The following is a 24,685-nucleotide window of genomic DNA, read 5'->3' on the forward strand; positions in this document are numbered from 1 at the left end:
GCATCGCGCGACTGCGGACAGAAACGAAAAGGCCGGCCGGGGCGCCTCGCCCCGACCGGCGCTCTCCTCACACGCGGACGCAGGATCAGAAGGTGGCGCGGACGCCGATCTTGCCGGTCCAGGAATACTCTTCGTACTGCAGCAGGCGCTTGCCGTTCGGGCCGTTCTGATAGGCCACGTAGGGCTCGTCGCCGAGGTTCACCAGCTCGGCCACGATCTGGAAGTTCGAGGTCACCTTGTACTTGGCCGACAGGTCGTACTGGATGTGGTCCTCGACATAGCGGTCGGTCTCGTCGTCGCCGCCGAGCTCGTCCAGGTACATGTCGCGATAGCTGGCCGCCAGGCGCAGGCTGACCGGCCCCTTCTCGTAGCCGAGGGTGGCGTTGAAGGTGTTCTCCGCCGAGGCCGGCAGCGGGATCTTGCGGCCCAGCACGTCGCCCTCGGAGTCGGTGTAGGTGTAGTTGAAGCCGACCAGGAAGCCGTCGAGCGGTTGCGGCAGGAAGGCCAGGACCTGCTGGTAGTTGAACTCGAAGCCCTTGACGGTGGCTTCCTCGCCGTTAATCGGGATCACGGCCTCGTCATAGGGCACGCCGTTGAAGACGCCGTCCTCGAACTCCGCGTCGACGATGAAGTTGTCGATCTTCTTGTAGAAGACCCCGCCCGAGAGCACCGCCTCGGGCGCGAAGTACCATTCGGCGGAGACGTCGAAATTCCAGGCCTCGAACGGCTGCAGGTCGGGGTTGCCGAACTCGCCTTCGCGCTCGCCGGCGTCGCTCTCCTCGATGATGAAGCGCGGCGCGATCTTGCCGATGCCCGGGCGCACCACCGAGCGGAAGGCGCCGCCGCGCAGGATCAGGTTCGGCGCGGCTTCGTAGCGGATGGTCGCCGAGGGCAGCCAGTCGGTGTAGTCGCGGCTGAAGCTCTGCGGCGTGACGAAGACGGTGTCGTCGGCCAGGACGACGCCGTTGCGGGTCGCGCCGGCCTCGACCAGCTCCACCAGATTGCCACGGATGTCGTTCTGCGTCTGCTCGACGCGGACGCCCCCGACCATGCGCAGCGGTCCCGACCGGTAGCGGGCGAGCACATAGCCCGCATTGATGTCCTCATCGACGCTGTAGTCGGCGATGGCGGACTCGAAGGCCGTGTCCAGATCGCTCAGCTCGTAGTTCGCCGCGTTGCCGTAGAAGTGGCCGGCGGTGGCGCCGGGCGCCGGCACGGGATCGATGGGAGCCAGGCCATAGTCCTGGCGGCCCAGCACGTCGGCGAGGGTATAGCTGCCCGAATAGCCGTCATAATAGTCGAGCTGCAGGTCGTAGGTCTTCGACCGGCGGCGGGCCTTGGCGCCGGCCTGCAGCTCCAGCTCGCCGGAGTCGAGCACGAAGGACCGGGCGACGTCGAACTTCACGACCGCCTCTTCGTCCTCCGACAGGCTGAGCTGCGTGTGCTCGAGCCGGTAGAAGCCGTAGCGCGACGGATCGAGGAAGCGGGCCTCGCCCGAGATCACGTCATAGGTCGGCTTTTCCATGTCGGAATAGTCGAAGGCGACCTCCAGGCCCGCGCCGTTGAAGCGCTGGCGGAAGCGGGTCGGATCGAGCGAGCCGGCCTCCTTCTCGCGCGCCTTCGAATAGGCGGCGGAATAGTCGAAGGTCCACGGACCGGTCTCGGTCTTGCCGCCGACCACGTAGGAGTGGATCGTCTGGCTCTCGAAACGGTCCTTCAGGTCGCGGATGACGGTGATGCGGTCGTCGGCCGAGTTGAACACCGCTGTCGTCGCCGTGCCGCTGCGCGGGTCGCCGTCCATCTCAAGGATCAGCCGCTTGCGGTATTCGTGATCGTCGAACTGGCTGGCCAGGACGCGGGCGTAGAGGTCAGTGGTGTCGGTCAGCCGGTAGTCGAACGAGAGCGAGCCGCCCAGGCGCTTGCGGGTGACGTCGTAGTCGCGGAACTCCAGCGTCTTGGCCGAGACGACGCCGCCGGTCTCGTCCCAGTCGTCAGCCTCGATGTTGTCGGTGGCGAAGCTGCGCTTGTAGTAGGACAGGCCGCCGGCCACGCCGAGCCGATCGCCGAAGGTGCGCGAGAAGTCGGCCGACACCTTGGGCGACCAGTCGCCGGTGGCGTCGTTGTAGGAGCCTTCCGCCGCCACGGCGAAGAAGGGCTTCAGCCGGTCCAGCGCGCTGGTGGTGTTGATCTCGATCGACGCGCCGATGGTGTCGGCGTCCATGTCCGGCGTCAGCGTCTTCTTGATCTCGATGGATTCGACCAGCTCGGACGGGATGACGTCGAGCGCGACGGAGCGCACGTCGCTCTCCGGCGCCGGCACCCGCGCGCCGTTGATGGAGGCGGCGTTCAGGTTGGGATCAAGGCCGCGCACGGCGATGAAGCGGCCCTCGCCCTGATCGTTCAGGACGTTGACGCCCGGCGCCCGGCGCACGGCCTCGGCCACGTTCTGGTCGGGGAACTGGCCGACGGCGTCGCGGGTCAGGACGCTTTCGACGCCCGCCGCCTGGCGCTGACGCGACAGCGAGGAGTTGAGGTTGCCGCGCTGGCCCACCACCAGCAGCTCGGCCACCGTGCCCTCCGGCGGAGCCACGGCGATGTCGACGCTGGCCGCCGGCTCGGCGACCGTGACGGTCGTCGTCGTAACCGCGCCGCCGGAATAGGTGGTGCGCAGGGTGTAGGTCCCCGCCGGCACGTCCACGAAGCGGAAGGCGCCGCTGGAGTCGGTCTCGGCCGAGCGGTTCAGCTCCACGATGGTGACCAGCGCGCTCTCCAGGGTGCGGACCCCGGACGCATCGCTCACCTGGCCGCTCAGCACCGCCGCCGACGCCTGGCCGGCGGCCGCCAGGGCCAGGGCCGAAATGCCCGCCATCCACAGACGACGCTTGAACTTGTCGCGCATGATCTACCCCTCTTCTGGCGCTTTGCGCCTGTTGGAGGGGCCTCTGACCTAGAAGCGTGACAATGACGGCAAAATGCCGTGACGTTTGGGTGACGCGGCGGCGGCGCCACAGGCCGCCGCCGCCGCCCCGACCTAGAACCGGTAGGTGGCGCTCATCCGCACCGAGTGGACGTTGAACTCGTCCTGGGTGCGTTGAAGGTCCGTCCCCGAGGCGCTGACGGCGGTGAACGGGCCGCCCGCCGGGCCGCCGGCGGCGCGGACCGTGGGGCCCTCGTCGTCCAGCCGGGTATAGAGGTATTCCAGGCCCAGGCTCAGATCGTCGGTGACCTTGCGCTCCACGCCCGCCCCGGCCTGCCAGCCGTGGGCGCCGTCGTCCTCCTCGCTCATCGTGAAGGTGTTGGCGGTGTTGGTGGTGTGGAAGCCGTGGTCGACGTCGCCATAGGCGTAGCCGCCGGTGACGTAGGGCAGGGTGTCGCCCATCGCGTAACCCACGCGGGCGCGGGCGGCGAGCAGGCCCTTCAGCTCGCGGGTCAGGGTGTAGGCCGCCGGCGTGGTGGAGAAGGCGGTCACATTGTCCTGCACGTCGACGCGCGTGGCCTCGCCGACGACGCCGGCCACCACATTGCCGAACTGCCAGTCATAGCCGGCCCGGGCGCCGAACTCGAAGCCGCCCTCCTCCTCGTCGCAGCCGGGGCCGGGCGTCGGGCTGTAGGTCCCGCCGTCGCAGAAGCCCGGGGAGAAGGCGTCGGCGCCGGAGCCGGTGCGCACCGTGTCGCCATAGGTCCCGTCGAGGTCGGTGTCGAAGGCGATCGTCTCGTCGTCGTTCTCCGCCTGCCAGCCATAGCCGGCCACGCCGCCCACATAGGCGCCGCTCCAGTCGCCCGCGCTCTGGGCCAGGGCCGGGGCGCCGACGGACAGGGCGCCGATCGCCGCGGCGGTGCAAAGCATGGTCTTCATACGCGTACTCCTCAGATACTCGATGGCCCCCACAGGCCAGGCGGAGCAACGCGAGGAGTCGGCGGAACGATGCGAAGCCGTCTCCTGTGACGCTTCGTGTTCGGACGAAGTGTGGCGCGCGGGAGACAGTTTTCCCGCGGAGGTGGACGACGGGAGCGGGATCGCCTCAGGGAGAAGGATCAGCCCAGGCCGTGGCCGCCCAGGGGCCTGGTCTCGGCGATCGTGTCCATGCCGGCGATCAGGGGGCGGCCCTGGGCGATGGCGGCCTGGACCGAGGGCAGGGACAGAGAGGCGCGGTGGGCGTCCTGGCTCTCCCAGGCCTCGGTGATCCAGAGGACGTCCGCATCGGCCGGGTCCTCGGCGACGACGTAGCTGAGGCAGCCGGGCATGCCGGAGACACCGTCCAGCAGGATGGCCGCCAGCGCCGCCCGTTCCCCGGGTTTGGCCGTCATCTTGCCGATCAGTCCGTACATGGCGCCCGCCTCTGCAGGTCCGGCCAGGACCGGCGCGCCGAAGCCGGCGGCCAGGCCGCCCGCCACGACCGCGCGTCGGTCAGGCCCTGGAATGTTCATGGGAAGCCGCCCGCCCGGCCAAGAGCCGCTGGCGCACCCGACACGATTCGAACGTGTGACCTTTGCCTTCGGAGGGCAACGCTCTATCCAGCTGAGCTACGGGTGCATTCGCCTGCGAGGCGGAGGCGTTCTCTAGCCGAAAGGGGCGCTTTCCGCAAACGGGAAGCTGGGGGCGGCGAGGTATGACCGGCGCTGGCGCGCCGGCCCCCTCCGGCCCTCCGGGCCACCTCCCCCTGAAGAAGGGGGAGGATCTGCTCAGCGGGTTTCACAAGCGCGGTGCAAAAATGCTCCCCCTTCCAGGGGGAGCTGTCGCGAAGCGACTGAGGGGGTTTGCCGCCCTCAGGCCAGTTCCGGCTCGGGGGCGCGGTCGGAGGTCAGTTCGACGAAGACGTCCTCCAGGTCCGGGTCCTCGGTGGCGATGTCCTTGATGTGCAGGCCCGCGGCGCGGACGGCGGCCAGCACCTGCTCCACGCTCGCCTCGCCCGTGCGGTAGGAGACCTGGAAGGCGCCGGCCGAGCGCAGGCGCGTCTCGAAGCCCGGCAGGTCCGGCGCGGCGGTGACCGGCTCCTCGGGCGTGACGAGGACGTTGCGGGTGTCGAGCCGGCCCAGCAGCGAGGCGGTGGATTCGCAGGCCACCACCTGGCCGCGGTTGACGATGGCGATCTGGTCGCAGAGCTCCTGGGCCTCTTCCAGATAGTGGGTGGTGAGCACGATGGTGACGCCCTTGCGGTTCAGCTCGACCACATAGTTCCAGAGCTGGCGGCGCAGCTCCACGTCGACGCCGGCGGTGGGCTCGTCGAGGATCAGCACCGGCGGATTGTGGACCATGGCCTTGGCCACCATCAGGCGCCGCTTCATGCCGCCCGACAGCTGGCGGACATAGGCGCCGGCCTTGTCGGCGAGGCCGAGGGCGCGGAGCAGCTCGTCGGTGCGGCGCTCCTTGCGCGGCACGGCGTACATGCCGGCCTGGACCTCCAGCGATTCCCGGGGCGTGAAGAAGGGGTCGGCGGCGATCTCCTGGGGGACCACGCCGATGGCCGCGCGGGCGTCGCGCGGGCGCTCGTCGATGTCGCGGCCCCAGATCTTCACCGTGCCCGAGCTCTTCTTCGTCAGGCCGGCCAGGATGTTGATGAAGGTGGACTTGCCCGCGCCGTTGGGGCCCAGCAGGCCGAAGATGGAGCCGCGGGGCACGGCCAGGTCGACGCCGCGCAGGGCCTTCATCTCGGGCGAGGTCTTGGTGGCGGGATAGGTCTTGACCACGCCGCGGGCCTCGATGGCGAATTCCGGCAGATCCATCTGGCAGCTCCCCTGGGTGTGGCGGATGTTCGCGCGGCGGCGGCGTTGACGCGCCGAGGCCGGCTCGCATACCTAGGCGCAGGCGCCCGTCGCGCCAAGCTTTTGGCCGGAGAATTCACCCCTATGGCCCGTCTCGTCGAGAACCGCGGCGCAAGCGCGCAAGTCCAGCCCGAGCCCATGCCGGCCAAGCCGGCGCTCGCCCCGGCTGCGCCGGCGCCGGAGGTGGTCCATGTCCGCACCGGCCGCGTCGCCTGCGACGGCGTCGGCGGGGCGCTCGGCCATCCGCGCGTCTGGCTGGAGATGGGCGAGGCGAGCTTCGTCGAATGCCCCTATTGCGACCGCCGCTTCGTGCTCGCCGCCGAGGCGGGCGAAGGCCCGGAGAACGAGCGCCTGGCGCCCGGCGTCTATGAGGGCCCGCACGGGCACTGAAGGCGTCCCGGTCAGGCGGCGATCTCCAGCGCGTCGCCCGGCCTCGCCATCGCCAGCACCGCTTCCAGATCCGGGCGCGAGAGGGCGATGCAGCCTTCGGTCGGCTCGTAGTCCGGCCGCGCCAGGTGCAGGAAGATGGCCGAGCCGAGCCCCGGGACCGGCGGATCGTCGTTGTGGCCGAGCACGACGACGAGATCGTAGAGATCATCCTCCCGCCAGAGCGCCTCGTGGCTCGCGCCATAGGGCCGCTTCACCGGGCGATTGTAGGCCGGGTCGTCCGGCGCGTCGCACCAGCCGTCGTCGGGCGCGATCGGGCGGACCGGCAGGGCGGTTCGCGGCGCCTGGCCCTTGTCGGGGCGATAGAGCACATGGCGGATCGGCCAGGTTCCGATCGGCGAGGCCCCGTCGCCCTCGCGCTTGTCCGCCGCCGCGACCATGCCGGAACGGCCGATGGCGCAGCGCATTTCCTGCGTCCCGGCGGAAAAGCGGCCCGTCGAATCGGCGTTGAAGATCAAGCCTGGCCTCCTAATTTGCTTTTCCGGGGGCTCCGACGCGGTGCATGTTTGATTCATGGCGCAAAAGAAGACCTTGCTCATCATCGACGACGACGCCGACCTGCGCGGCGCGGTCGCCGAACAACTCCAATTGCATGAGGAATTCGCCGCCGTCGAGGCGGCCACCGGCGCGGAGGGCGTGCGCGCGGCCCAGGAGGCCCGGCCCGACCTGATCCTGCTCGATGTCGACCTGCCTGACATGAACGGGCGCGAGGTCTGCCGGCAGGTCCGCGACAAGGGCGTGCAGGCGCCGATCATCATGCTGACGGCGGCGGCCTCCGACGAGGATACGGTCCAGGGCCTGGAAGCCGGGGCCAACGACTACGTCACCAAGCCCTACAAGTTCGCCGTGCTGCTGGCCCGCATCCGCGCCCAGCTGCGCAGCCACGAACAGTCGGAGGGCGCGGTCTTCCACCTGGGCGGCTACGAGTTCCGCCCGTCGGCCAAGGTGCTGGTGGACGCCAACCAGAAAAAGATCCGGCTGACGGAGAAAGAGACCAACATCCTGAAGTACCTCTACCGGGCCGGCGAGAAGCCGGTGTCGCGCGAGGAGCTTCTGGCCGAGGTCTGGGGCTACAACGCCGGCGTCACCACCCACACGCTGGAAACCCACGTCTACCGGCTGCGGCAGAAGATCGAGCCCGATCCGGGCAACGCCCGCCTGCTGCTGACGGAGGCCGGCGGCTACCGGCTGGCGCCATAGGGTCCGGAACCGCACCCGCCGGCCAGGCGGCTGAGGAGAGCGCAGGCATGGAAGCCCAGGAACTGCATCGCGGGCGTCTGATCGACCACCTGCAACTGGTCGTCGCCGATCTCGCCGCCAGCCGCCGCTTCTATGGCGCGGTGGCCGACGCGCTCGGCGTGCCCATCGGCGGCGAGGACGAGACCTATTTCTGGATCGACGAACTCTTCGTCTCCAGCGCCGACAGCGAAGCGGCGCTCGGCAAGCTGACCGGCCGCCACCACCTGGCCTTCCAGGCCGCCGACCCGGCGATGGTTCGGGCCTTCCACGCCGCCGCGATCGCCGCCGGCGGGACCGACAACGGCGCCCCGGGCGAGCGGCCCTACCACCCTGGCTATTACGCCGCCTTCGTCCTCGATCCCGACGGCAACAACATCGAGGCCGTCTATCACGGCGAGGCCGCGCGCTCGGCGGCGAGCGTGAAGATCACCTTCTAGAGGGCGAAATCCGCGCTGACCGGCGCGTGGTCGCTGGGGCGTTCCCATTCGCGGACATCGTCGTGCACGCGGGAAGCGGCCGCGCCGGCGCGGAAGGCCGCCTCGCGCAGGCCCGGCGTGACCAGGATGTGGTCCAGGCGCAGGCCGCGGTTGGACTTGCGGAAATCGGCCGCCCGATAGCTCCACCAGGAGAACAGCTTCTCAGGCTCCGGGACCGCAGCCCGCGGCAGGTCGATGAAGCCGAGGGAGGCCTTGAGCGCCTCCATGGCCGCCACCTCGACGGGCGTATGGCTGACGATGCGCGACATCTGCCGGTGGCTCCAGACGTCGAACTCGCCCGGCGCCACGTTCAGGTCGCCGGTGACGATCAGCGGATCCTTGGGGTCGCGGCGGGCGAGTTCGGCGGTCAGGGTCTCGAAGAAGTCGAGCTTGTGGTCGAACTTCGGATTGAGGGCCCGGTCAGGGACGTCGCCGCCGGCCGGCACGTAGAAGTTCTGGATCTCGACGCCGGCGACGCGGGCGGAGACGCAGCGGGCGTGGCCTTCCCTGCAGGCGTTCAGCACCGCGACGTCCTCGATGGGAAGGCGCGAAGCGATGGCGACCCCGTGCCAGCCCTTCTGGCCGGCGATCTTCAGGTGCGGCAGGCCCATCTGCTCGAAGGCCTCGCGCGGGAATTCGCCCTCGCGGCACTTGATCTCCTGCAGGCAGAGGACGTCGGGCGCCTGCTCGTCGACGAAGCGGGCGACCTGCTCGACGCGCAGGCGGACGGAGTTGATGTTCCAGGTGGCGAGACGGAGGCGCATGGCCGAGCCTTTAAGGCGGTCCGGGGCATAAGAAAACGCCCGGGGACTGGAGAACCCCGGGCGTCAAGGCAGTCGTCTCTCATGCCGCCGCCGGGAGGGGATAGGTTCCGGCACGGCGCCGACCTCAGGCGCGCAGCCCGACATCGACGATGCGTGTCATATTTGCCACTGGCAGGCGAAAAGTCAAGTCCGAGTCACGGAGAATCTTGCCTGTTGTGAGATTGTCACATTCGCGCTCGGCCGGGACGGAGATTCCGCGGGTCCTTCAGGACGAAAAGCGACTCGTCCAGACCCGACACCTTCTCCAGGCTGGTGAGCCGGATGCGCGTCGACTGGCCCTGCGGATCGGTGATCGTCCAGCCGATCAGCCGCAGCGGGGCGTCGGCGAAGGTCAGCGTGATCTGGCCGTCCGCCTCCTTCTTGCCGTCGCGTGCGGTGATGGAGAAGCCGTCGGCCAACCGGCTGACGCGGGTCACCTGCACGCCGCGGTCCAGACGGATCTGGCGCGCCAGGAAGAGGGACAGCGGGGTCGCGCCGAGGGGATAGCTCTCGAAGGTCTTGAGCTTCTCGTTGGCGATGGAGACCAGGTCGCCGTCGGAGACGACCAGCAGGCCCGAGGGCGGCGCATAGTCGAAGCGCGCCTTGCCCGGGCGCTTCAGATAGATCTGGCCCTGGGTGGTGACGCCGCGCGGATCGGTCTGCACGAAGGCGCCCTTGGCCTGGGACAGGCCTTCCAGATAGGCCACGGCCTTGTCGACCAGGGCCTTGTCAGCGGCGGAGAGCTGGGCGGCCGCCGGGGTGGCGGCGAAGAGGCCCCCGGCCAGAGGCGCGGCGGCGAGGCCGAGCGCGAGGCTGCGGCGGGTCAGGTTCGGGGCGGGGGTGCGGATCATGACAATCGGCTCCTTCATTCGGCGAACAGCCTATGCGGCGCCCGCGGCGTCAATAGGGCGGCGCGCCCGTCCCGCGCCGGAGGACCGATCAGAACGGCCCCGCTTGGCGAACGTTCCGCGCGGCTTCGGCCGCCAGACCTAGCCGGACGGGGATGAATGGGTCATGTCCGGACGGTTCAGGAGACTTGACCCATGACCAGCCTGTGCCGCGACCGCGACTGGATCGACGCCGCCGTCCAGACCATCGAGGCGGACTTCAACCGTTCGGCCGACACCCATCTGCTGCGGGCGCCGGTGGCCGGGCCGGTCGCCCTCTATGTGAAGGACGAGTCGACGCATCCCACGGGCAGCCTGAAGCACCGGCTGGCGCGCTCCCTCTTCCTCTACGCCCTGTGCAACGGCTGGATCGGGCCGAAGACCACCGTCGTGGAGGCGTCCAGCGGGTCGACCGCGGTGTCGGAGGCCTATTTCGCCCGCCTGCTCGGCCTGCGCTTCATCGCCGTGATGCCCCGCTCCACCTCGGCCGAGAAGGTGGCCCAGATCGCCTTCCACGGCGGCGAGAGCCACTTCGTCGACGGTCCCGGCGAGGTCTATGCGGAGAGCGCCCGCCTCGCCGCCGACCTCGCGGGCCACTACATGGACCAGTTCACCTATGCCGAACGGGCCACCGACTGGCGCGGCAACAACAACATCGCCGAATCCATCTTCAGCCAGATGGCTCAGGAGCCGCACCCCGTCCCCGCCTGGATCGTCGCCGGCGCCGGCACGGGCGGCACGACCGCCACGCTCGGCCGCTTCATCCGCTATCACCGCAGCTCCACGCGACTCTGCCTGGCCGACCCGGAGGCCTCGGTCTTTCACCGGCATGTGGCCGACCGGACGGTCACGACCCATGCCGGCCGGGGTTCGATCATCGAGGGCATCGGCCGGGCCCGCTGCGAACCCTCGTTCAATCCCGAGCTGATCGACCGGGCGATCGCCGTGCCCGACGCCGCCAGCATCGGCGCCGCCCGCGTGCTGTCGCGCCGGCTCGGCCGGCCCTGCGGCGGCTCGACGGGGACGAACCTCTGGGCCTGCGCCCAGGTGATCGAGGCCATGGCCGCCCGCGGCGAGGCGGGATCGGTGGTCACCCTGCTGTGCGACTCCGGCGAGCGCTATCGCAGCACGCTGGGCGACCCGGCCTGGCTGGCGGCCGCCGGCGTCGAGGCGGGTCCCTACGAGGACGCCATGGAGGCCTTTTTCGACACCGGCCGCTTCAGCGCGCCCTAGTTCGGCGGGAAGGCCTGGCGCTGGCCGTCCAGCTTGTGGACCACGCCGCGGCGCATGACGAAGGTCACCCGCTCCAGCTCGGTGACGTCGTCCAGGGGGCTCCTGGCCACCGCAATGATGTCGGCGGCCTTGCCCGGCTCCAGCGTTCCGATGGCGGAGGACAGGCCCAGCAGGTCGGCGGCGTCGACGGTGGCGGTGCGGATGGCGCGGGCGGGCGTCATGCCGGCCTCGACCATCATCTTGAACTCCGTGGCGTTGTCCCCGTGGGCCGAGACGCCGGTGTCGGTGCCGAACGCGATCTTCACGCCGGGCGCGGCGAACTGGTCGATGTGTTCGGCGAAGGCGATGCGCGCGGCCTCCTCGGCCTTGGCCAGCACGGCCGGCGGCCGCTCGCCGGCGCGGGCCTGCTGCACGGCGGCCTCCGGGGCGATCATGGTCGGCACCAGATAGGCGCCGGTCTCCCGGAAGAGGGCGAGGCTCTCCGGATCGGTGAAGGTGGCGTGCTCGACCGAGTCCACCCCGGCGCGCAGGGCGGCCATGACGCCGTCCTTGCCGTGGGCGTGGGCGGTGGCCTTGCGGCCGAAGGCGTGGGCGGTCTCGACGATGGCCTTCATCTCGTCGTCGAACATCTGCCGGCCAAGCCCGCCGGCGACGTTGGAGAGCACCCCGCCCGTGGCGGCGAACTTGATCACCTGGGCGCCCTGGGAGATCTGGATGCGGACGGCGCGGCGGCAGTCCTCCGGCCCGTCGCAGGTGTTGACCGCATGTTCGCGCTCGAACTCGGCGTACTCGCGGGCCAGGCCGTTGGCGCCGTCGCCGTGGCCGCCGCTGATGGAGATCATGCGGCCGGCGTTGACGATGGTCGGCCCCTCGATCAGCCCCTTCTCGATCCCGTCGCGCAGGGCGGTGATGGCCGGCGGATCGGAGCCCAGGTCGCGGATGGTGGTGAAGCCGGCCGACAGCGTGCGCCGCGCATTGTCCAGGCCGATGACGAAGCGGTCCTCGGCGTCGCGGTTCATGGCCTCCAGCCGGGCGGCGACCTTGTCATCGTCGGAGAAGATGTGGACGTGGGAGTCGATCAGGCCCGGCAGGACGAACTGGTCCGACAGGTCGACCAGCCGCGCACCGGCCGGCGGGGCGGAAAGCCCGGCCTCGATCCGCTCGATCTTGCCGTCGCGGACGATCAGGGTGGAGGCCCCCTTCGGCGCCTGACCCGGCCGGTCCAGCAGGGCGCCGGCGTGGATGTAGGTGAGCGACCCCTGTCCGTGAGTCTGCGCCAGGGCCGGCGCAGCGGACAGGCAGAGCGCGGCGACGAGCGCCGCGGCGGCGGACTTGAACATGGAAAGGGCCCCCGAAATGACAGGGGCGTCACTCTAACGCCGGGCAGGCCTGCGTCCAGCCGCCCTCACCAGGGCTTCCACCAGGGCTCGACGTCGAGCGCCGGATCGCCGGGCTTCACCTCCTGCTGACCCCAGGACATGACCATCAGGAACTTGTGGCTGCGCATCTGGGTCTGGCCGGACACGCGGCGGATCACCTTGGCGGGGGCGCCGGTGCGGGGGTCGTAGGCGAAGGCGGAGAACTCCGCCACGCCCGATCGCTCGGTCTGGCTGTAGAGGGACAGTTCCGGCACGGTGAAGGTGGAATAGCGGTCGCCGGTGGGCAGGGTCAGGGCGGGAACGCCCAGCACCCGCTGCATCTGGTCGATGGAGAGCGCCCCCATGCGCACCTCCACCACGAGGTCGGCCGCCTCCCGGTTCTGGGCCAGGGCCAGGCCGCTGGTGAGAATCCTCTGGCGCAGGGCGCTGATGGCGTAGGGCGCCCATTCGCCCACGAAATTGACCGGATCGAGGTAGACCCGCGTCCCGGGCGCCGCCTCGATCTTGAAGTCCGACGCGGCCCGTTCGGCGGCGTGGGCGACCAGGAGCTGTTCGGTGGCGGTGCGGCCGGGGCGGGTCTGCACGGCCGAGGCGCAGGCTGAGAGCGCAAGCGCGGCGCAGGCGAGGACTGGAACGGTCTTGAGTCGCATCGGTCCTCCTCTCCCCCCGGGGCCGGGGTTTCAAAGCCGTTTCGACCATCCGGGGCAAGGCCGGGCGGCCTGAGCGGCGGCCTCTGCCGGCGAAAACCGCCGCCGGCGGCCCCGATCGGGCGGTTTGCGGGCGCCCGGCCGGCGAACGGCGTTCGCGACGGGCGGCGGACTTGTCAGGGCGGCGGACCGTCCCGACCTTCGGCCCGCGCCCTCCGGAGATCGCCCATGCCCGCCTTCGTGCCGCCCGACTTCGACATTCCCCGGCGCCTGGAGACGCCGGACTTCATCCTGCGGCCCCTCACCATCCACGACCTCCTGAAGGACTATGCGGCGGTGATGACCAGCGTGGAGCGCCTCCAGGGCGTGTTCGGCCCCGGCTCGGACTGGCCCCGCCCCGACATGACCCTGGAGGAGGACCTGGCCGATCTGGGCTGGCATCAGGTGGAGTTCGAGCGCCGCACCTCCTTCGCCTTCACCGTCATGGCGCCCGACGAGGGCCAGTGCCTGGGCTGCGCCTACCTCTATCCCTCGGAGCGGGCCGGCTTCGACGCCAAGGCCTATTGCTGGGTCCGCGCGTCGGCCGCCGATCTGGATGCGGCGCTCTTCGCCGCCTTCGGGGACTGGCTGCTGAGCGCCTGGCCCTTCGCCCGTGTGGCGTTTCCGGGGCGGGAGATCGCGTGGGCGGACTGGACCGCGGCCGACCTCAGCGGGTCTTGATGACCCGCGGCTTGTCCTCGAGAAAGCCGCGCGGCCTGCCGAAGGTGATCAGGTCGTCGCCAGCGAAGACGCCCGCCGTGATGGTCAAGGCGGCCTCCGGTCCCGACGCCTTGCGCCATACCACGGATCGTCCCGTCCGCCAGGGATCAGCGGCTGAGCCAGCGCCGCGGCCGCAGCTCGCCCAGGTCGCGCCGTTCGCCCGGCGCCAGGCCGAGGGTCTTCATGCGCGCGGCCGAGAGCTCGGCCATGGCCTCCACCGGCTCCTGGCCGCCGACGGGGCTCGCGCAGACCTGCTCGCCCAGGCCGATGGCCATGTCCACCGCCGTCCATTCGGCTTCCGCCCGCTCGGCGCGTCCGACGGCGAAATAGCGGCGGGCGGGGGCGCGGGCGCCGGGGCGTTCGAGAAGGACGGCGATCACCCAGCCGGCCATGTGGCGGAATCCTTCCTGGAGGCGGACAGCACGAGAGGCGCCGCGGGCGGCGGCGCCTCCTGCCGGGGCCTGAACTGGGCCGCCGCGGGGTCGGGGTCAAGCCCGCCCCCCGGCTGCGGATCGCCTCAGAGGCTGTAGAGGGTGTCCACCTCCTCCCAGTTCTCGATCTCGCGCGCCTCGGCGTCGCGCAGATACTCGTCGCCGCGGGTGGTCAGGACGAGCGAACGGCCCTCCTCGAACAGCAGCACGTCGTTCAGCGGCACGCCCACCGTATCGGTCTCCAGGTAGGAGGGACGGCGGTCGAGGGTGTGGCCCTCCAGATCGATCATCGCGTAGTACTGGTTGTCTTCCGTGCTGCGGATGATGTCTTCGATCATGCCCACCCGCTCGCCGTTGAGGTTCACCACCGGCTGATGGTCGAGGCTGTCGGCGTCGATCGGATTGGCGGTCAGGTAGTAGGTGACCGTCATATATTCCGGATCCCCGCGTCTATGCCTGGGGCGACCTGCGCCTCGCCGGCGCCGATTCCCGGCTGATGGCCCAGGGCGTGGTCAGCCTGTCAGCCGACGCCGGTCCGGCCGTGGCGGGCTCGGGAACGCGGCGCGGGGCCGGGCCGGTGACCGCCTCGACCGACGCCGCCCAGCCGAGCTGAGCGGCCTCAGGCGACCGCGGAAATCTGCCAGCAGGCGGCGCGGAAGCGGACCTGATCGCCTTCGACGAAGGGCTGGAAGGCCCGCCCCACCGCCTCGGTCACCCGTTCCCGCATCTCGGGCTCGAGCTGCGGCAGGACGAGGCCGAGCGGTCCGAAGCGGGTGAGGTAGGGCATGAGCTCGGCCTTCGGCAGGGCGCAGTCGGCGTCGAAGGGGTGGAGGGCCGGTTCCGACCAGCCCGCCGCGTCCAGGATCGCCCGCACGCGCGCCGCTTCGGCGAAGGCGAACTGGCCGGGCCCGCCCGCGGGCCTCGGCGGCATCTGCGGCAGCAGGGGGGCCGCGGCGCGCTCGGCCGTGGTCATGAAGGGATTCTCCGCCGCGCTCCGCCAGGCGATGAGGTGCAGGCGCGCGCCCGCACGGCAGGCGCGGCGCAGATTGGCGAAAGCGGCCGCGGGATCGTCGAAGAACATGACGCCGAAACGCGACACCACGCGGTCGAAGACGCCTGGCTCGAAGCCGCAGGTCTGGGCGTCGGCGCAGACGAACTGCGCGGCCGAGCCTTCCGCCGCGGCCAGGCGCCGGGCGTGGGCGATGAGCGGTTCGGAGATGTCGAGGCCCGTCACCCGCGCCGCCGGGCCGAGCCGCCGGGCGATGGCGCGGCTGACCGCCCCGGCCCCGCAGCCGACGTCGAGCACGGCCTGCGCGCCGGCGGCGCCCTCCGCCAGCGGGCGGGCCATGGGCGCCAGGATGTCGTCCATCAGGGCCTGCGCCTGCACCCAGGCGTGGCCGGCGGGGCCGTTCCAGAGCGCCGCCTGGTCGGCGTTGGGGGTCGGCGGGGCGGGGTCGGCGGCCATGTCGGGATCTCCTTGCGTTTGCCTTCGCGGCGGCTCGCAGGGAAGCTTCCCACTTCAAGTCGACTTGAGGTCAAGACCATGGGCGATCTCGACATCTCGCAGGTGGCGGGCCGTTCCGGCCTGCCCGCCTCCACCCTGCGCTACTACGAGGAGAAGGGGCTGATCGCCTCCATCGGGCGGCGGGGCCTGCGCCGCCTGTTCGATCCCGGCGTGGTCGATCGCCTGGCGCTCATCTCCCTGGGCCGGGCGGCCGGGTTTTCGCTGGAGGAGATCGGCGCGATGCTGGCGGGCGGCGGCTCGCCGCAGATCGACCGCGACGCCCTGCTGGCCAAGGCCGACGAACTGGAGGCGCGCATCGCCCGCCTCTCCGCGGTGCGCGAGGGCCTGCGCCACGCCGCCGCCTGCCAGGCGCCGAGCCATATGGAGTGCCCCACCTTCCGGCGGCTGCTGAAAGCCGCCGCGCGGGGCGCCTTTCCCGCGGCCAGGGGCGGAGCCGCCCAGATTCGCTAGACGCCGCGGGCGGAGACGACCGCCTCGACCACGTGGGCGCGGTAGAGGACGGCCAGGAGGTCGGTCTGGGTGATCACGCCCACCAGCACCCGGTCCTCGTCCACCACCATGGCCTCGTGCGCCGCGCCGCTGGACAGCAGGGGCATCAGCGCCTCGATGGGCGTGCCCGGCCGCACCTTGTGGACGAAGGGGTCGAGGACGGCCTCCACCGGCTTGCCCGTTCCCGCCGCCAGTTCGGCCCGCCGGGCCATGCCGACGCAGCGGCCGGCCGCGTCGATCACCGGGGCGGCGCGCAGGTCGTGCTCGCGCAGGAAGGCCAGCGCGCTTTCGCAGCTCTGGTCGGCCAGGACCTTGATCACGTCCCGGGACATGACCTCGCCGCAGGCGATCTCGGCGTGCAGGCGCCGGTGCGCCTGCAGCTCCACCTGGCGGAAGAGGGCGTCGAGGTCCTCGCGCGCCACGTCCAGCAGTTCGCCGTACTGGGCGAGCGCCGCGTCGAGATCGGCCGGCGTGTAGCCGAAGCGGCGGTCGGGCGCCGGGTCGGCCGTGTCGTGGGGACTGGGCGCGGCGGCGACGCGGTGGGGATAGGCGTGACCGCTCAGGCGGCCGTAGGCCATGCCGGCCAGGACCAGCAGCGCCGAGCAGACGCCCACCGGCGCCAGGGCGTAGCCGTAGCCCAGGGGCTCGCCGCCGCCCGAGAGCGCCAGGGCCGCGCCGAGCGCCACCGCCCCGCCGGGGGGATGCAGGCAGCCCAGCAGCGACATGGCGAAGATGGCGGCCGCCACGGCGCAGGCCGCCGCCAGGGCGGGATGGCTGATCAGGAGCGTGCAGCTCACCCCCGCCAGGGCCGAGACGACATTGCCGCCCAGCACCGCCCGGGGCTGGGCCAGCGGACTGGCGGGCACGGCGAAGACCAGCACGGCCGAGGCGCCGATGGGCGCGACGATCAGCGGATCGGCGCCGATCTGTCCCTCCACCAGCAGCCGGGCCAGTCCGCCGGCGGCCGCGACGCCCAGGAGCGCGCCGGCGGCCGCACGCAGCGGCTCGCGCAGCCGCAGGGGCGCCGGCGCGCGGGGAAGCAGCGTTCGGGGGAGATTCATGGCGCGCTTCTGCCCGCGCCGGGCGCGGAGCTCAAGGGCGGCGGGTCCAAGGGCGGCGGGCGGTGTTCGGCCGCACCGGCCTTGCCGGACGGCGGCTGGCCTGCGAAACCCTGGAACCTGAACGTGGAGCCACGATGGAGAGGGCCTTGGACAGCAGGCATCAGGCGCAGCCCGCCGCGGGCGGGGCCGCCGCACCTCCGGTCCTTTCGGCCGTCATCGCCGTCCTGAACGAGGCCGAGAACATCGAGGCGGTCACCGCCGACTGCCTGGCGGGCCTGGCCGGCGCGGCGCCCTTCGAGATCGTCTATGTGGACGACGGCTCCACCGACGAGACCGCCGCCGTGATCGCCGACCTGGCCGCCCGCCATCCGGAGGTGCGGCTGGTCCGCCACGACCGCCGCTGCGGCAAGTCGCAGGCGGTGCGCACCGGCGTCCTGGCCGCCCGCGGCGAATGGATCGGAACCCTGGACGGCGACGGCCAGAACAGCGCCGGCGACCTGATGGAGATGCTCCGCCTGGCGCAGGGCGCGGGCAAGCTCAGCCCGCTGGTGGCCGGCATCCGCGTGCGGCGCGACGATCCCTGGCCGCGGCTGGTGGCGACGAAGATCGCCAACGGCTTCCGCGCCCGCGTGCTGGGCGACCGCTGCCCCGACACCGGCTGCGGCGTGAAGCTCTTCCGCCGCTCCGATTTCCTGCGCCTGCCCTGCTTCGAGGGCATGCACCGCTTCCTGCCCGCCCTGTTCCAGGCCTATGGCCACCCGCTGATCAACCATCCGGTCCGGCACCAGGCGCGGCTGCACGGGACGTCGAAATACACCAACCTCGGCCGCGCCCTGGTGGGGATCTGGGACGTGCTGGGCGTCATCTGGCTCGTCCGCCGCACCCAGGCGCCGGCGCCGTCGGTGCTGGACGCCGCGGAGAGCCGGGCGTGAGGCGCGACGCCGAGCGGCTCGACTGGAAGCAGGGCCTCCTGCCGCTGGCCGCCGCGCTCGCCCTCTTCCTGCCGGGCTTCTCCACCCTGCCGCCGGTGGACCGCGACGAGTCCCGCTATGCGGTGGCCACCACCCAGATGCTGAAGAGCGGCGACTTCGTCGACATCCGCTTCCAGGAGGACGCCCGCCACCTGCAGCCGGCCGGCGCCTACTGGCTGCAGTCGGCGACCGTGGCCGCCTTTTCCGATCCCGACGCGCGGGCCATCTGGGCCCACCGCCTGCCCTCCCTGGCCGCGGCCCTCGCCGCCGTCCTCGCCACGGCCGCCTTCGCCAGCCTGTGGCTCGGCGCCCGCGGCGGGCTTCTGGCCGGCCTGCTGGTGGCGTCCTGCATGTCGCTGGGCTTCGAGGCGCGCATCGCCAAGACCGACGCGGCCCTGCTGGCCGCCGTGACGCTGGCCCAGTTCGCCTTCATGGCCCTCTATACCGGCCGCAGCGCGAGCCGCGGGCTCGCCGCCCTCTTCTGGGCCGCGCTGGGCTTCGGGGCGCTGGTGAAGGGGCCGATCATCCTGATCGTCACCGGCCTCTGCGCGCTCGTCCTGCTCGTCTGGGACCGGCGGCCGAAGCGGTTCGCCAGCCTCCGCGCCGCCTGGGGCGTTCCGCTGGCGCTTCTCATCGCCCTGCCCTGGTACGTGGCCATCGGCGTCGTCACCGACGGCGGCTTCTTCCAGACGGCCATCGGCGACAACCTGCTGCACAAGGTGGGCACGGGTCAGCAGTCGCACGGCGGCCCGCCCGGCTATCACCTGATCGGCTTCGTCCTGATGTTCTGGCCCGGCGCCCTGCTGGCGGCCGCCGCCCTGCCCTTCGTCTGGCGCCATCGCGACCGGCCTGAGGTGCGCTTCCTGATCGCCTGGATCGTGCCCGCCTGGCTGGTCTTCGAGTTCGTCTCCACCAAGCTGCCGCACTACGTCCTGCCGCTCTATCCGGCCATCGCCATGCTCACGGCCGCCGGCGCCATCACGCCCGGCGAGCCCGGGCCGAAATGGACGCGCTGGCTCTTCTTCGCCTATCTCGTCCTGTGGATCCTGGTCAGCGGCCTCCTGATCGGCCTCGCCCCCGCGGGCGCCGTCGTCTATGGCGGCCGCCTGCCGCCCCTGTCGGTCGTCCTGGCCGTTCTCGCCGCGGTCGCGCTCGTCCTCATGCTGATGGCGCTGGCCCGCGGCCGCCGCGACCGGGCGATCGTCGCCGGCGCCGTCGCGGCCTTCTTCGTGACGGCCAACACCTACGGCCTCGTCCTGCCTGGCCTGACGAACCTGTGGCTCAGCCCGCAGATCGCAGAGGCCGCCCGCGCCGCCCGGCCGGATTGCGAGAGCGTGCGCATCGTCACCACGCCCTATCACGAGCCCAGCCTCGTCTTCCTGAACGGCTCGGCCAACACCACGCTGGCCGACACGCCGGACCAGGCCGCCCAGGCCATGCGGGGGGCCGGGTCCTGCGCCGTCGCGGTGGTCGGCGCCGAGCAACAGGCCGCCTTCCTGTCCCGCGCTGCTGCGCTTGGCCTCAGCCTGACGCCCGCCGGCAAGGTGACGGGCCAGAACTATTCCGACGGCGCCGAGCTGGACCTCACCCTCTACGTCCCCGGCGGCGCCTGATGGAGCCGCAGCGCCCCCGGCCAAAGGCGGTTGTGGCGGCGCTGGCCGTGCTCTTCATCGTCACCGGCCTGGGCTTCGCCGCGCCGCTGCTGCCGCTGGACGGGGCGCAGGCCCTGGCGCAGCGGCTCGACGCCTTCAGCGACCGGCCCTGGGCGCCGGCCGCGGCCGTGGCGGCCTATTTCGTGCTGGCGACGCTCGGCGCGCCGCAGGTGGTGCTGATCGGGGCGCTGGTCCTGGTCTTCGGCCCCTTCGGCGGCTTCCTGTGGAGCTGGACGGGCAAGATGGCCGCCTGCGCCTTCGGCTTCCTGATCGGCCGCCGCTACGGCGCGGGCCTCGTCCAGGCCTACCAGTCCGACCAGCTCGCCCGCTTCATGGCCGCGCTCGGCCGCCACGGCTTCTGGGTCAGCGCCGGCATCCGGCTCGCCCCCACCGTCCCCTCGGTCCTGATCAACATCGCCGCCGGCGCCACCCCCATCCGCTTCTGGCCCTTCATGGCCGGCACGGCGCTCGGCAGCGTGCCCAAGATGGCCCTCTATGCGCTGGGCGGCGCGGCCCTCCTCGAAGCCGTCCGCGACGGCGGCGTCCTGCCCTGGCTGGGCGTGGCGGCGGTAGTCGTCGCGCTGGTGGTCTTCCCGCTGGCGGTGAGGCGCTGGCGGGCGCGGGCCTAGACTTCAGCTTGGGCGAAGGCCTGGAATGGCGGAGAGGGTGGGATTCGAACCCACGGTACCCGTAAAGGTACGCCGCATTTCGAGTGCGGTGCTTTCGACCACTCAGCCACCTCTCCTTGCCGGCGCGTGTGGGGCCTGGATCGGCAGGCCCGCTGAGCGAGGCGCGGAACCTACTCAGGTCGCGCCGGCTTCGCAAGCGGCGGATCAGCGCGGATGCAGGATCATCTGCGTACAGCGGAAAAGGGCGATCACCTTGCCCTCGCCGTTGGTCGCCTCGGCGTCCCAGACCTGGGTCGTGCGGCCCCCGTGGACCAGGCGGGCGCGGCAGGAGACCCGGCCGTCGCGGGCCGTGCCGAGATAGTTGGCCTTCAGCTCGATCGTCGTGAAGCCGGTGGCGCCTTGCGGCAGGGAGACCACGCAGCCATAGCCGCAGGCGGTGTCGACGAGGCCGATGATGCTGGCCGCGTGCAGGTAGCCGTTGGGCGCCATGTGGTGGGCGGCGACGTCGAAGTGGGCGGCGAGCTCGCCGTGGCGGGCCTCGTCCACCACCACGCCCAGCAGGGCCGGCAGGGTTCCGGCCTGGGCGGCGTTCAGCTGGGCGGCGCGATCGGTCTCTTGGGCCATGGGGGCGGCTCCTTGCGGCGGGACCTTCGGCAGATGGGGAAGCGCGGGCGCCGCCGGAAGGGCGCCGGCGCGGGCCCGGGCGGCGCAGGGAATGGTTTCACTTGAAACATCGGCGAAACGCCCCCCGGTTAGGCCGCTTGCGAAGCGTGACCGGAGGGGCGTTGCTATGGAACTGAGGCGGGGGATTATCGCGGCGGGCGTGGCGCTGGCCCTCCTTGCGGGCGGGGCCGTGCGGGCGGACGAGCCCGTGGCGGTGACGCAGCACCAGATGCGCGCCGGCGGGCAGACCCTGGTCTATTCCGCCGAGGTGGGCCGCCTCCCGATCGCCGATGTGGCCACCGGCGAGCCGCACGGCTTCATGGGCTACATCGCCTATCGCATCCCCTCGACGGACGGAGCGCCGCGGCCGCTGACCTTCGTCTGGAACGGCGGGCCCGGGGCCAATTCGACCACCCTGCACTTCGAGGTGGTCGGACCCTACCGCGGCGAAGGGACGGCCCTGGTCGCCAACGCCGAGACCTGGCTTTCCTTCACCGACCTCGTCTTCGTCGATCCCATCGGCACGGGCTTCTCGCGGCCAGCCAAGGCGGAATATGCAGACGAGTTCTACGGCACGGTGGGCGACGTGGCCTCGGTCGCCGAATTCGTGCGGGCCTGGCGGATCGCGCACAAGGCCGAGGCCGCGCCCACCTGGCTGGCCGGCGAGAGCTGGGGCGCCGGGCGGGCCGCCAGCGTGGCGCACGAGCTGCTCAAGCGCGGCGCGCCGGTGGAGGGGCTGATCCTCATATCCGGCGGCTCGGGCCTGCGCGATGTGGGCCCGCCCCGCGCCCTGGCCACGGCCCTGCGCGCCGCCGATTGGGCGCAGGCCGCGCTCGCCCACGGCAAGCTGGCGGCCGACCTGCCGAAGGATCCCGAGGCCCTGCGCCGCGCCGCCGAGGGCTGGGCGCGGGAGACCTACGCCCCGGCGCTGGAGCGGATCGACGCCCTGTCGGCCGCCGAGCGGGAGGCCGTGGCCGCCGGCCTGTCGCGCTTCATCGGACTGCCGGCCGGCGAGATCGACCGCGCCACGCTCACCGTCTCGCCCCGCCAGTATCGCGAGGGCCTGCTGAAGGACCAGGGCAAGACGCTCTACGTCTTCGACGTGCGGCGCACCGACAGCGGCGACGGCGATTTCGACCCCGCCATCCTGCGCTACATCCGCCACGACCTGAACTATCCGAGCCCGCTGCCCTATGTGGGGCTGGAGCCGTGGGAGGCGGGTTATGCGCCCGGCGGCGCCTATCCGCAGAGCGTCGGCGCGCGCTGGAACTACGCCACCGCGCCGGTGACCGAAGACGAGGTCAAGGCGGCCATCGCCAAGGCGATCAAGGACGGCGGCGGTCCGCCCCAGCTCGGCCCGCCCCTGCCCGGCACGGCCGAGGCCGTGGCGCTCGATCCGTCGCTGAAGGTGCTAGTGGCCGCCGGCTGGCACGACTCGCTCAACAGCTGCGCGGCCAACCGGGAGGTCGAGGCGCGGCTGACGGGGGCGGTGGCGCAGGCGGTGTCGTTCCGCTGCTACGCCGGCGGCCACATGTTCTACCGCGACCCGCCCTCGCGCCTGGCCTTCAGCCGCGACGTGCGGGCCATGATCGAGGGGCGGTGACCGGCGCCGGGCGCTCTCCGGTCACGGCTGCGGCCAAACAAAAACCCCGGCGGGGGTCCGCCGGGGCTTCGAACTTCCGTTCCGCTGCGGGGGCTTATCGACGGTCGCCGAAGAGCTGCAGGAGGAATTGGAAGAGGTTGATGAAGTTGATGTAGAGGCTGAGCGCGCCGTAGTTGGTCGCCACGCCCATGGCCGCCTGGTCGCCGCCCAGCTGGTAGTAGGTCATCTTCAGACGCTGGGTGTCGTAGGCGATCAGGCCGGCGAAGATGAGCACGCCCAGGACGCTGATGATGAACTGCATCATCCCGTTCTGCAGGAACATGTTCACCACGCTGGCGATGATCAGGCCGAACAGGCCGACGATCAGGAAGCTGCCAAAGCCGGTCAGGTCCTTCTTGGTGGTGTAGCCCCACAGGGACAGCGCGCCGAAGGCGGCGGCCGTGATCAGGAAGGTCGAGGCGATGGAAGCGCCGGTGTAGACCAGGGTCAGAACGCCCATGCCCGCGCCGATCAGCGCGACGATGGTCCAGTAGAGCATCCCGGAGCTGCGGGGGCTGGCGTTGCGCAGGGCGAACATGCCGAACAGCATCACAGCCAGCGGCGCGAACGCCACGATCATTCCGAGAACGGTCATACCGGCCAGGCGCCCGTCCGGCGTGACCGTGTACATCAGGTCGCGGACCGGGGGGAACTGGCCCGTCAGGAAGGCCAGGGCGGCCGACAGGACGAGACCCAGCGCCACCTTGTTGTAGACGCCGAGCATGAAAGCGCGAAGACCCGCGTCCACCGACATGTCGGCGCGATCCGCGGGGACCGTGCGCGCGTAGCCGCGGTTGAAGTCGCTCATCGAGGCAAAGCCCTTTCTTCTGCGCGTCCTGGATTGGACGCCCCCTCAATATCGGGACGCAAGAGCCCCATGACAAGACAAACCGGCCGCATTTCCCCTTTGAAACGAAGGGGCTTTCCGCGGCGTTGGACGATCCGCCGCCCCGCGGCTAAGGCTTGCCCATGCTCAGACTCTTCGCCGCCCTGGCCGTGCCCGAGGAGATCGCCCAGGCGCTCTCCGCCCGGCAGCACGACCTGCAGGGCGCCCGCTGGCGACCGCTGGAGGCGCTCCACATCACCCTGCGCTTCTTCGGGGAGATCCGGGAGGACGTGGCCGACGACCTGGACGGCGAACTGTCCCGGATCGCGGGCGCGCCCCTGTCCCTGGAGCTGGAGGGCGTCGGCGCCTTCGGCGAGGGCCGCGACGTCCATGCCGTCTGGGCCGGCGTGGCGGAGAACGCCGCCCTGCGCCAGCTGGCCGGCCGCTGCGAGGCCGCCGCCCGCCGCGCGGGGCTGTCGCCCGACCGCCGCACCTACCGGCCGCACGTCACCCTGGCCTATCTGACGCGGCCCGACCCGGCCGACGTCGCCGCGTGGATCCAGCGCCACAATCTCCTGAAGTCGCCCCCCTTCGAGGTGAGCCGCTTCGGCCTCTATTCCAGCCAGCTGTCGCCCAAGGGCTCCAGCTACCGGCTGGAGCAGGACTATCCGTTGCGCTGAGGCGCCTCAGACCTTGGCGGCGTGGTCCTTCAGCACCCCCAGGGGCACGATCGCCAGGGTCTCCTCGTGGGTCGCCTCCAGGACCACGCCCGGCGCGCAGCCGGCGTCCAGGGCCTCCTTCCAGCGCGGCGCGCACAGGCACCAGCGGTCGCCGGGCTTCAGGCCGGGAAAGGCGCTTTCGGGGACGGGCGTGGTCAGGTCGTTGCCCACCTGGCGCGAATAGGCCAGGAACTCCGCCGTCATGACCGCGCAGACCGTGTGCAGGCCCAGGTCGTGCGGACCGGTCTCGCAGCAGCCGTTCCGGAAGAAGCCGGTGACGGGATCGAGCGAGCAGGCCTGCAGCTCTCCCCCCAGGACGTTCTTGGCGCCGGCGTCGTATCGGATGGTCATGGGCTTATCCTAAACGCTAAGACGGGGGCCTCGCCAAGGCCCTGCGCCATGGCCTTCCGGAGGAGACGCATGGACCCCGCCACCGCCCGCCCC

At 71.5% G+C, this 24,685-nt stretch carries 27 protein-coding genes and 2 tRNA genes; 11 read left to right on the top strand and 18 right to left on the bottom strand.

Annotated elements, in window-relative coordinates; genetic code table 11:
- Nucleotides 1-85 precede the first annotated feature (85 nt).
- From H2041_RS15365 to H2041_RS15385, 5 genes are all read right to left on the bottom strand, one after another.
- Entirely contained in the window at nt 86-2,899 is a 2,814-nt protein-coding gene (locus H2041_RS15365; RefSeq protein ID WP_293414127.1) for a TonB-dependent receptor, read from the bottom strand.
- A gap of 132 nt (nt 2,900-3,031) precedes the next feature.
- A complete protein-coding gene (locus H2041_RS15370) occupies nt 3,032-3,856 on the bottom strand; it encodes an outer membrane beta-barrel protein (RefSeq protein ID WP_293414129.1) in 825 nt (274 codons plus the stop codon).
- Nucleotides 3,857-4,035: 179 nt separating this feature from the next.
- On the bottom strand, nt 4,036-4,428 hold the full coding sequence (locus tag H2041_RS15375) for a putative quinol monooxygenase (RefSeq protein WP_293414131.1): 393 nt from the start codon (nt 4,426-4,428) through the stop codon (nt 4,036-4,038).
- A gap of 29 nt (nt 4,429-4,457) precedes the next feature.
- Nucleotides 4,458-4,534 (bottom strand) — tRNA-Arg (locus H2041_RS15380).
- A gap of 233 nt (nt 4,535-4,767) precedes the next feature.
- The gene (locus H2041_RS15385; protein ID WP_293414133.1) at nt 4,768-5,724 is read right to left on the bottom strand and encodes an ABC transporter ATP-binding protein; all 957 of its coding nucleotides are present in this window, start codon (nt 5,722-5,724) and stop codon (nt 4,768-4,770) included.
- A gap of 177 nt (nt 5,725-5,901) precedes the next feature.
- Here H2041_RS15385 and H2041_RS15390 point away from each other — a divergent pair, with 177 nt between their 5' ends.
- Nucleotides 5,902-6,153, top strand: a complete 252-nt coding sequence (locus tag H2041_RS15390) for a zinc-finger domain-containing protein (protein ID WP_293414183.1) — start codon at nt 5,902-5,904, stop codon at nt 6,151-6,153.
- An 11-nt stretch (nt 6,154-6,164) separates the two neighbouring features.
- Here H2041_RS15390 and H2041_RS15395 read toward each other — a convergent pair whose 3' ends face one another.
- Entirely contained in the window at nt 6,165-6,668 is a 504-nt protein-coding gene (locus H2041_RS15395; RefSeq protein WP_293414135.1) for a L,D-transpeptidase family protein, read from the bottom strand.
- Between the two features lie 55 nt (nt 6,669-6,723).
- Between H2041_RS15395 and H2041_RS15400 the strand changes: the two genes are divergently transcribed.
- Together H2041_RS15400 and H2041_RS15405 are read left to right on the top strand one after the other, a co-directional pair.
- On the top strand, nt 6,724-7,410 hold the full coding sequence (locus H2041_RS15400) for a response regulator transcription factor (RefSeq protein WP_293414137.1): 687 nt from the start codon (nt 6,724-6,726) through the stop codon (nt 7,408-7,410).
- 47 nt (nt 7,411-7,457) lie between these two features.
- Nucleotides 7,458-7,886, top strand: a complete 429-nt coding sequence (locus tag H2041_RS15405; RefSeq protein WP_293414139.1) for a VOC family protein — start codon at nt 7,458-7,460, stop codon at nt 7,884-7,886.
- Here H2041_RS15405 and xth read toward each other — a convergent pair.
- Both xth and H2041_RS15415 read right to left on the bottom strand, forming a co-directional pair.
- Complete coding sequence (gene xth / locus H2041_RS15410; protein ID WP_293414141.1) at nt 7,883-8,689, bottom strand: exodeoxyribonuclease III; 807 nt, start codon at nt 8,687-8,689, stop codon at nt 7,883-7,885. The two genes, H2041_RS15405 and xth, sit on opposite strands and share 4 nt — an antisense overlap.
- Before the next feature lie 224 nt (nt 8,690-8,913).
- A complete protein-coding gene (locus tag H2041_RS15415) occupies nt 8,914-9,579 on the bottom strand; it encodes an outer-membrane lipoprotein carrier protein LolA (protein ID WP_293414143.1) in 666 nt (221 codons plus the stop codon).
- A 192-nt stretch (nt 9,580-9,771) separates the two neighbouring features.
- Here H2041_RS15415 and H2041_RS15420 point away from each other — a divergent pair, with 192 nt between their 5' ends.
- On the top strand, nt 9,772-10,848 hold the full coding sequence (locus tag H2041_RS15420; protein WP_293414145.1) for a PLP-dependent cysteine synthase family protein: 1,077 nt from the start codon (nt 9,772-9,774) through the stop codon (nt 10,846-10,848).
- Here the strand turns inward: H2041_RS15420 and H2041_RS15425 are convergent.
- Nucleotides 10,845-12,188 carry an amidohydrolase family protein gene (locus H2041_RS15425; protein WP_293414147.1) on the bottom strand — a complete coding sequence of 448 codons (1,344 nt, stop codon included), beginning with the start codon at nt 12,186-12,188 and terminating at the stop codon, nt 10,845-10,847. The two genes, H2041_RS15420 and H2041_RS15425, sit on opposite strands and share 4 nt — an antisense overlap.
- 65 nt (nt 12,189-12,253) lie before the next feature.
- On the bottom strand, nt 12,254-12,877 hold the full coding sequence (locus H2041_RS15430; RefSeq protein ID WP_293414149.1) for a DUF6655 family protein: 624 nt from the start codon (nt 12,875-12,877) through the stop codon (nt 12,254-12,256).
- Nucleotides 12,878-13,102: 225 nt separating this feature from the next.
- On the opposite strand from H2041_RS15430, the gene H2041_RS15435 reads away from it, so the two are divergent.
- Nucleotides 13,103-13,594: a hypothetical protein gene (locus H2041_RS15435; RefSeq protein ID WP_293414151.1), complete on the top strand. Its 492-nt coding sequence runs from the start codon at nt 13,103-13,105 to the stop codon at nt 13,592-13,594.
- 146 nt (nt 13,595-13,740) lie between these two features.
- Here H2041_RS15435 and H2041_RS15440 read toward each other — a convergent pair whose 3' ends face one another.
- The 3 genes from H2041_RS15440 to H2041_RS15450 all read right to left on the bottom strand — a co-directional run bounded on the left by H2041_RS15440 (nt 13,741) and on the right by H2041_RS15450 (nt 15,529).
- Complete coding sequence (locus tag H2041_RS15440; RefSeq protein WP_293414153.1) at nt 13,741-14,025, bottom strand: hypothetical protein; 285 nt, start codon at nt 14,023-14,025, stop codon at nt 13,741-13,743.
- Nucleotides 14,026-14,150: 125 nt separating this feature from the next.
- Nucleotides 14,151-14,495 carry a PRC-barrel domain-containing protein gene (locus H2041_RS15445; RefSeq protein ID WP_293414155.1) on the bottom strand — a complete coding sequence of 115 codons (345 nt, stop codon included), beginning with the start codon at nt 14,493-14,495 and terminating at the stop codon, nt 14,151-14,153.
- Between the two features lie 188 nt (nt 14,496-14,683).
- Nucleotides 14,684-15,529, bottom strand: coding sequence for a class I SAM-dependent methyltransferase (locus tag H2041_RS15450; RefSeq protein ID WP_293414157.1), 846 nt, complete (start codon nt 15,527-15,529; stop codon nt 14,684-14,686).
- A 78-nt stretch (nt 15,530-15,607) separates the two neighbouring features.
- Here H2041_RS15450 and H2041_RS15455 point away from each other — a divergent pair, with 78 nt between their 5' ends.
- The gene (locus H2041_RS15455) at nt 15,608-16,039 is read left to right on the top strand and encodes a helix-turn-helix domain-containing protein (protein WP_293414159.1); all 432 of its coding nucleotides are present in this window, start codon (nt 15,608-15,610) and stop codon (nt 16,037-16,039) included.
- Here H2041_RS15455 and H2041_RS15460 read toward each other — a convergent pair.
- A complete protein-coding gene (locus H2041_RS15460; protein ID WP_293414161.1) occupies nt 16,036-17,139 on the bottom strand; it encodes an HPP family protein in 1,104 nt (367 codons plus the stop codon). The genes H2041_RS15455 and H2041_RS15460 overlap by 4 nt on opposite strands.
- Before the next feature lie 146 nt (nt 17,140-17,285).
- Here H2041_RS15460 and H2041_RS15465 point away from each other — a divergent pair, with 146 nt between their 5' ends.
- From H2041_RS15465 to H2041_RS15475, 3 genes are read left to right on the top strand one after another with little or no spacing between them, the layout of a single operon-like run.
- Entirely contained in the window at nt 17,286-18,071 is a 786-nt protein-coding gene (locus H2041_RS15465) for a glycosyltransferase family 2 protein (protein ID WP_293414163.1), read from the top strand.
- Complete coding sequence (locus H2041_RS15470) at nt 18,068-19,723, top strand: glycosyltransferase family 39 protein (RefSeq protein ID WP_293414165.1); 1,656 nt, start codon at nt 18,068-18,070, stop codon at nt 19,721-19,723. Before H2041_RS15465 ends, H2041_RS15470 begins: the two co-directional genes overlap by 4 nt.
- Nucleotides 19,723-20,391, top strand: coding sequence for a TVP38/TMEM64 family protein (locus tag H2041_RS15475; protein WP_293414167.1), 669 nt, complete (start codon nt 19,723-19,725; stop codon nt 20,389-20,391). The genes H2041_RS15470 and H2041_RS15475 overlap by 1 nt, the downstream gene beginning before the upstream one ends.
- A 26-nt stretch (nt 20,392-20,417) precedes the next feature.
- Here the strand turns inward: H2041_RS15475 and H2041_RS15480 are convergent.
- Both H2041_RS15480 and H2041_RS15485 read right to left on the bottom strand, forming a co-directional pair.
- A tRNA-Ser gene (locus H2041_RS15480) sits at nt 20,418-20,507 on the bottom strand.
- Nucleotides 20,508-20,595: 88 nt separating this feature from the next.
- Nucleotides 20,596-21,015 carry a PaaI family thioesterase gene (locus tag H2041_RS15485; RefSeq protein WP_293414169.1) on the bottom strand — a complete coding sequence of 140 codons (420 nt, stop codon included), beginning with the start codon at nt 21,013-21,015 and terminating at the stop codon, nt 20,596-20,598.
- Between the two features lie 199 nt (nt 21,016-21,214).
- On the opposite strand from H2041_RS15485, the gene H2041_RS15490 reads away from it, so the two are divergent.
- Entirely contained in the window at nt 21,215-22,657 is a 1,443-nt protein-coding gene (locus tag H2041_RS15490) for a peptidase S10 (RefSeq protein ID WP_293414171.1), read from the top strand.
- Nucleotides 22,658-22,751: 94 nt separating this feature from the next.
- Here the strand turns inward: H2041_RS15490 and H2041_RS15495 are convergent, their stop codons facing one another.
- Nucleotides 22,752-23,504 carry a Bax inhibitor-1/YccA family protein gene (locus H2041_RS15495; RefSeq protein WP_293414173.1) on the bottom strand — a complete coding sequence of 251 codons (753 nt, stop codon included), beginning with the start codon at nt 23,502-23,504 and terminating at the stop codon, nt 22,752-22,754.
- Nucleotides 23,505-23,665: 161 nt separating this feature from the next.
- Here H2041_RS15495 and thpR point away from each other — a divergent pair, with 161 nt between their 5' ends.
- Entirely contained in the window at nt 23,666-24,202 is a 537-nt protein-coding gene (gene thpR, locus H2041_RS15500; RefSeq protein ID WP_293414175.1) for an RNA 2',3'-cyclic phosphodiesterase, read from the top strand.
- A 6-nt stretch (nt 24,203-24,208) separates the two neighbouring features.
- Here thpR and H2041_RS15505 read toward each other — a convergent pair whose 3' ends face one another.
- Nucleotides 24,209-24,592, bottom strand: a complete 384-nt coding sequence (locus tag H2041_RS15505; protein ID WP_293414176.1) for a DUF2237 domain-containing protein — start codon at nt 24,590-24,592, stop codon at nt 24,209-24,211.
- Nucleotides 24,593-24,685 lie beyond the last annotated feature (93 nt).

This window comes from Phenylobacterium sp. (assembly GCF_013911965.1).
GTDB lineage: Bacteria > Pseudomonadota > Alphaproteobacteria > Caulobacterales > Caulobacteraceae > Phenylobacterium.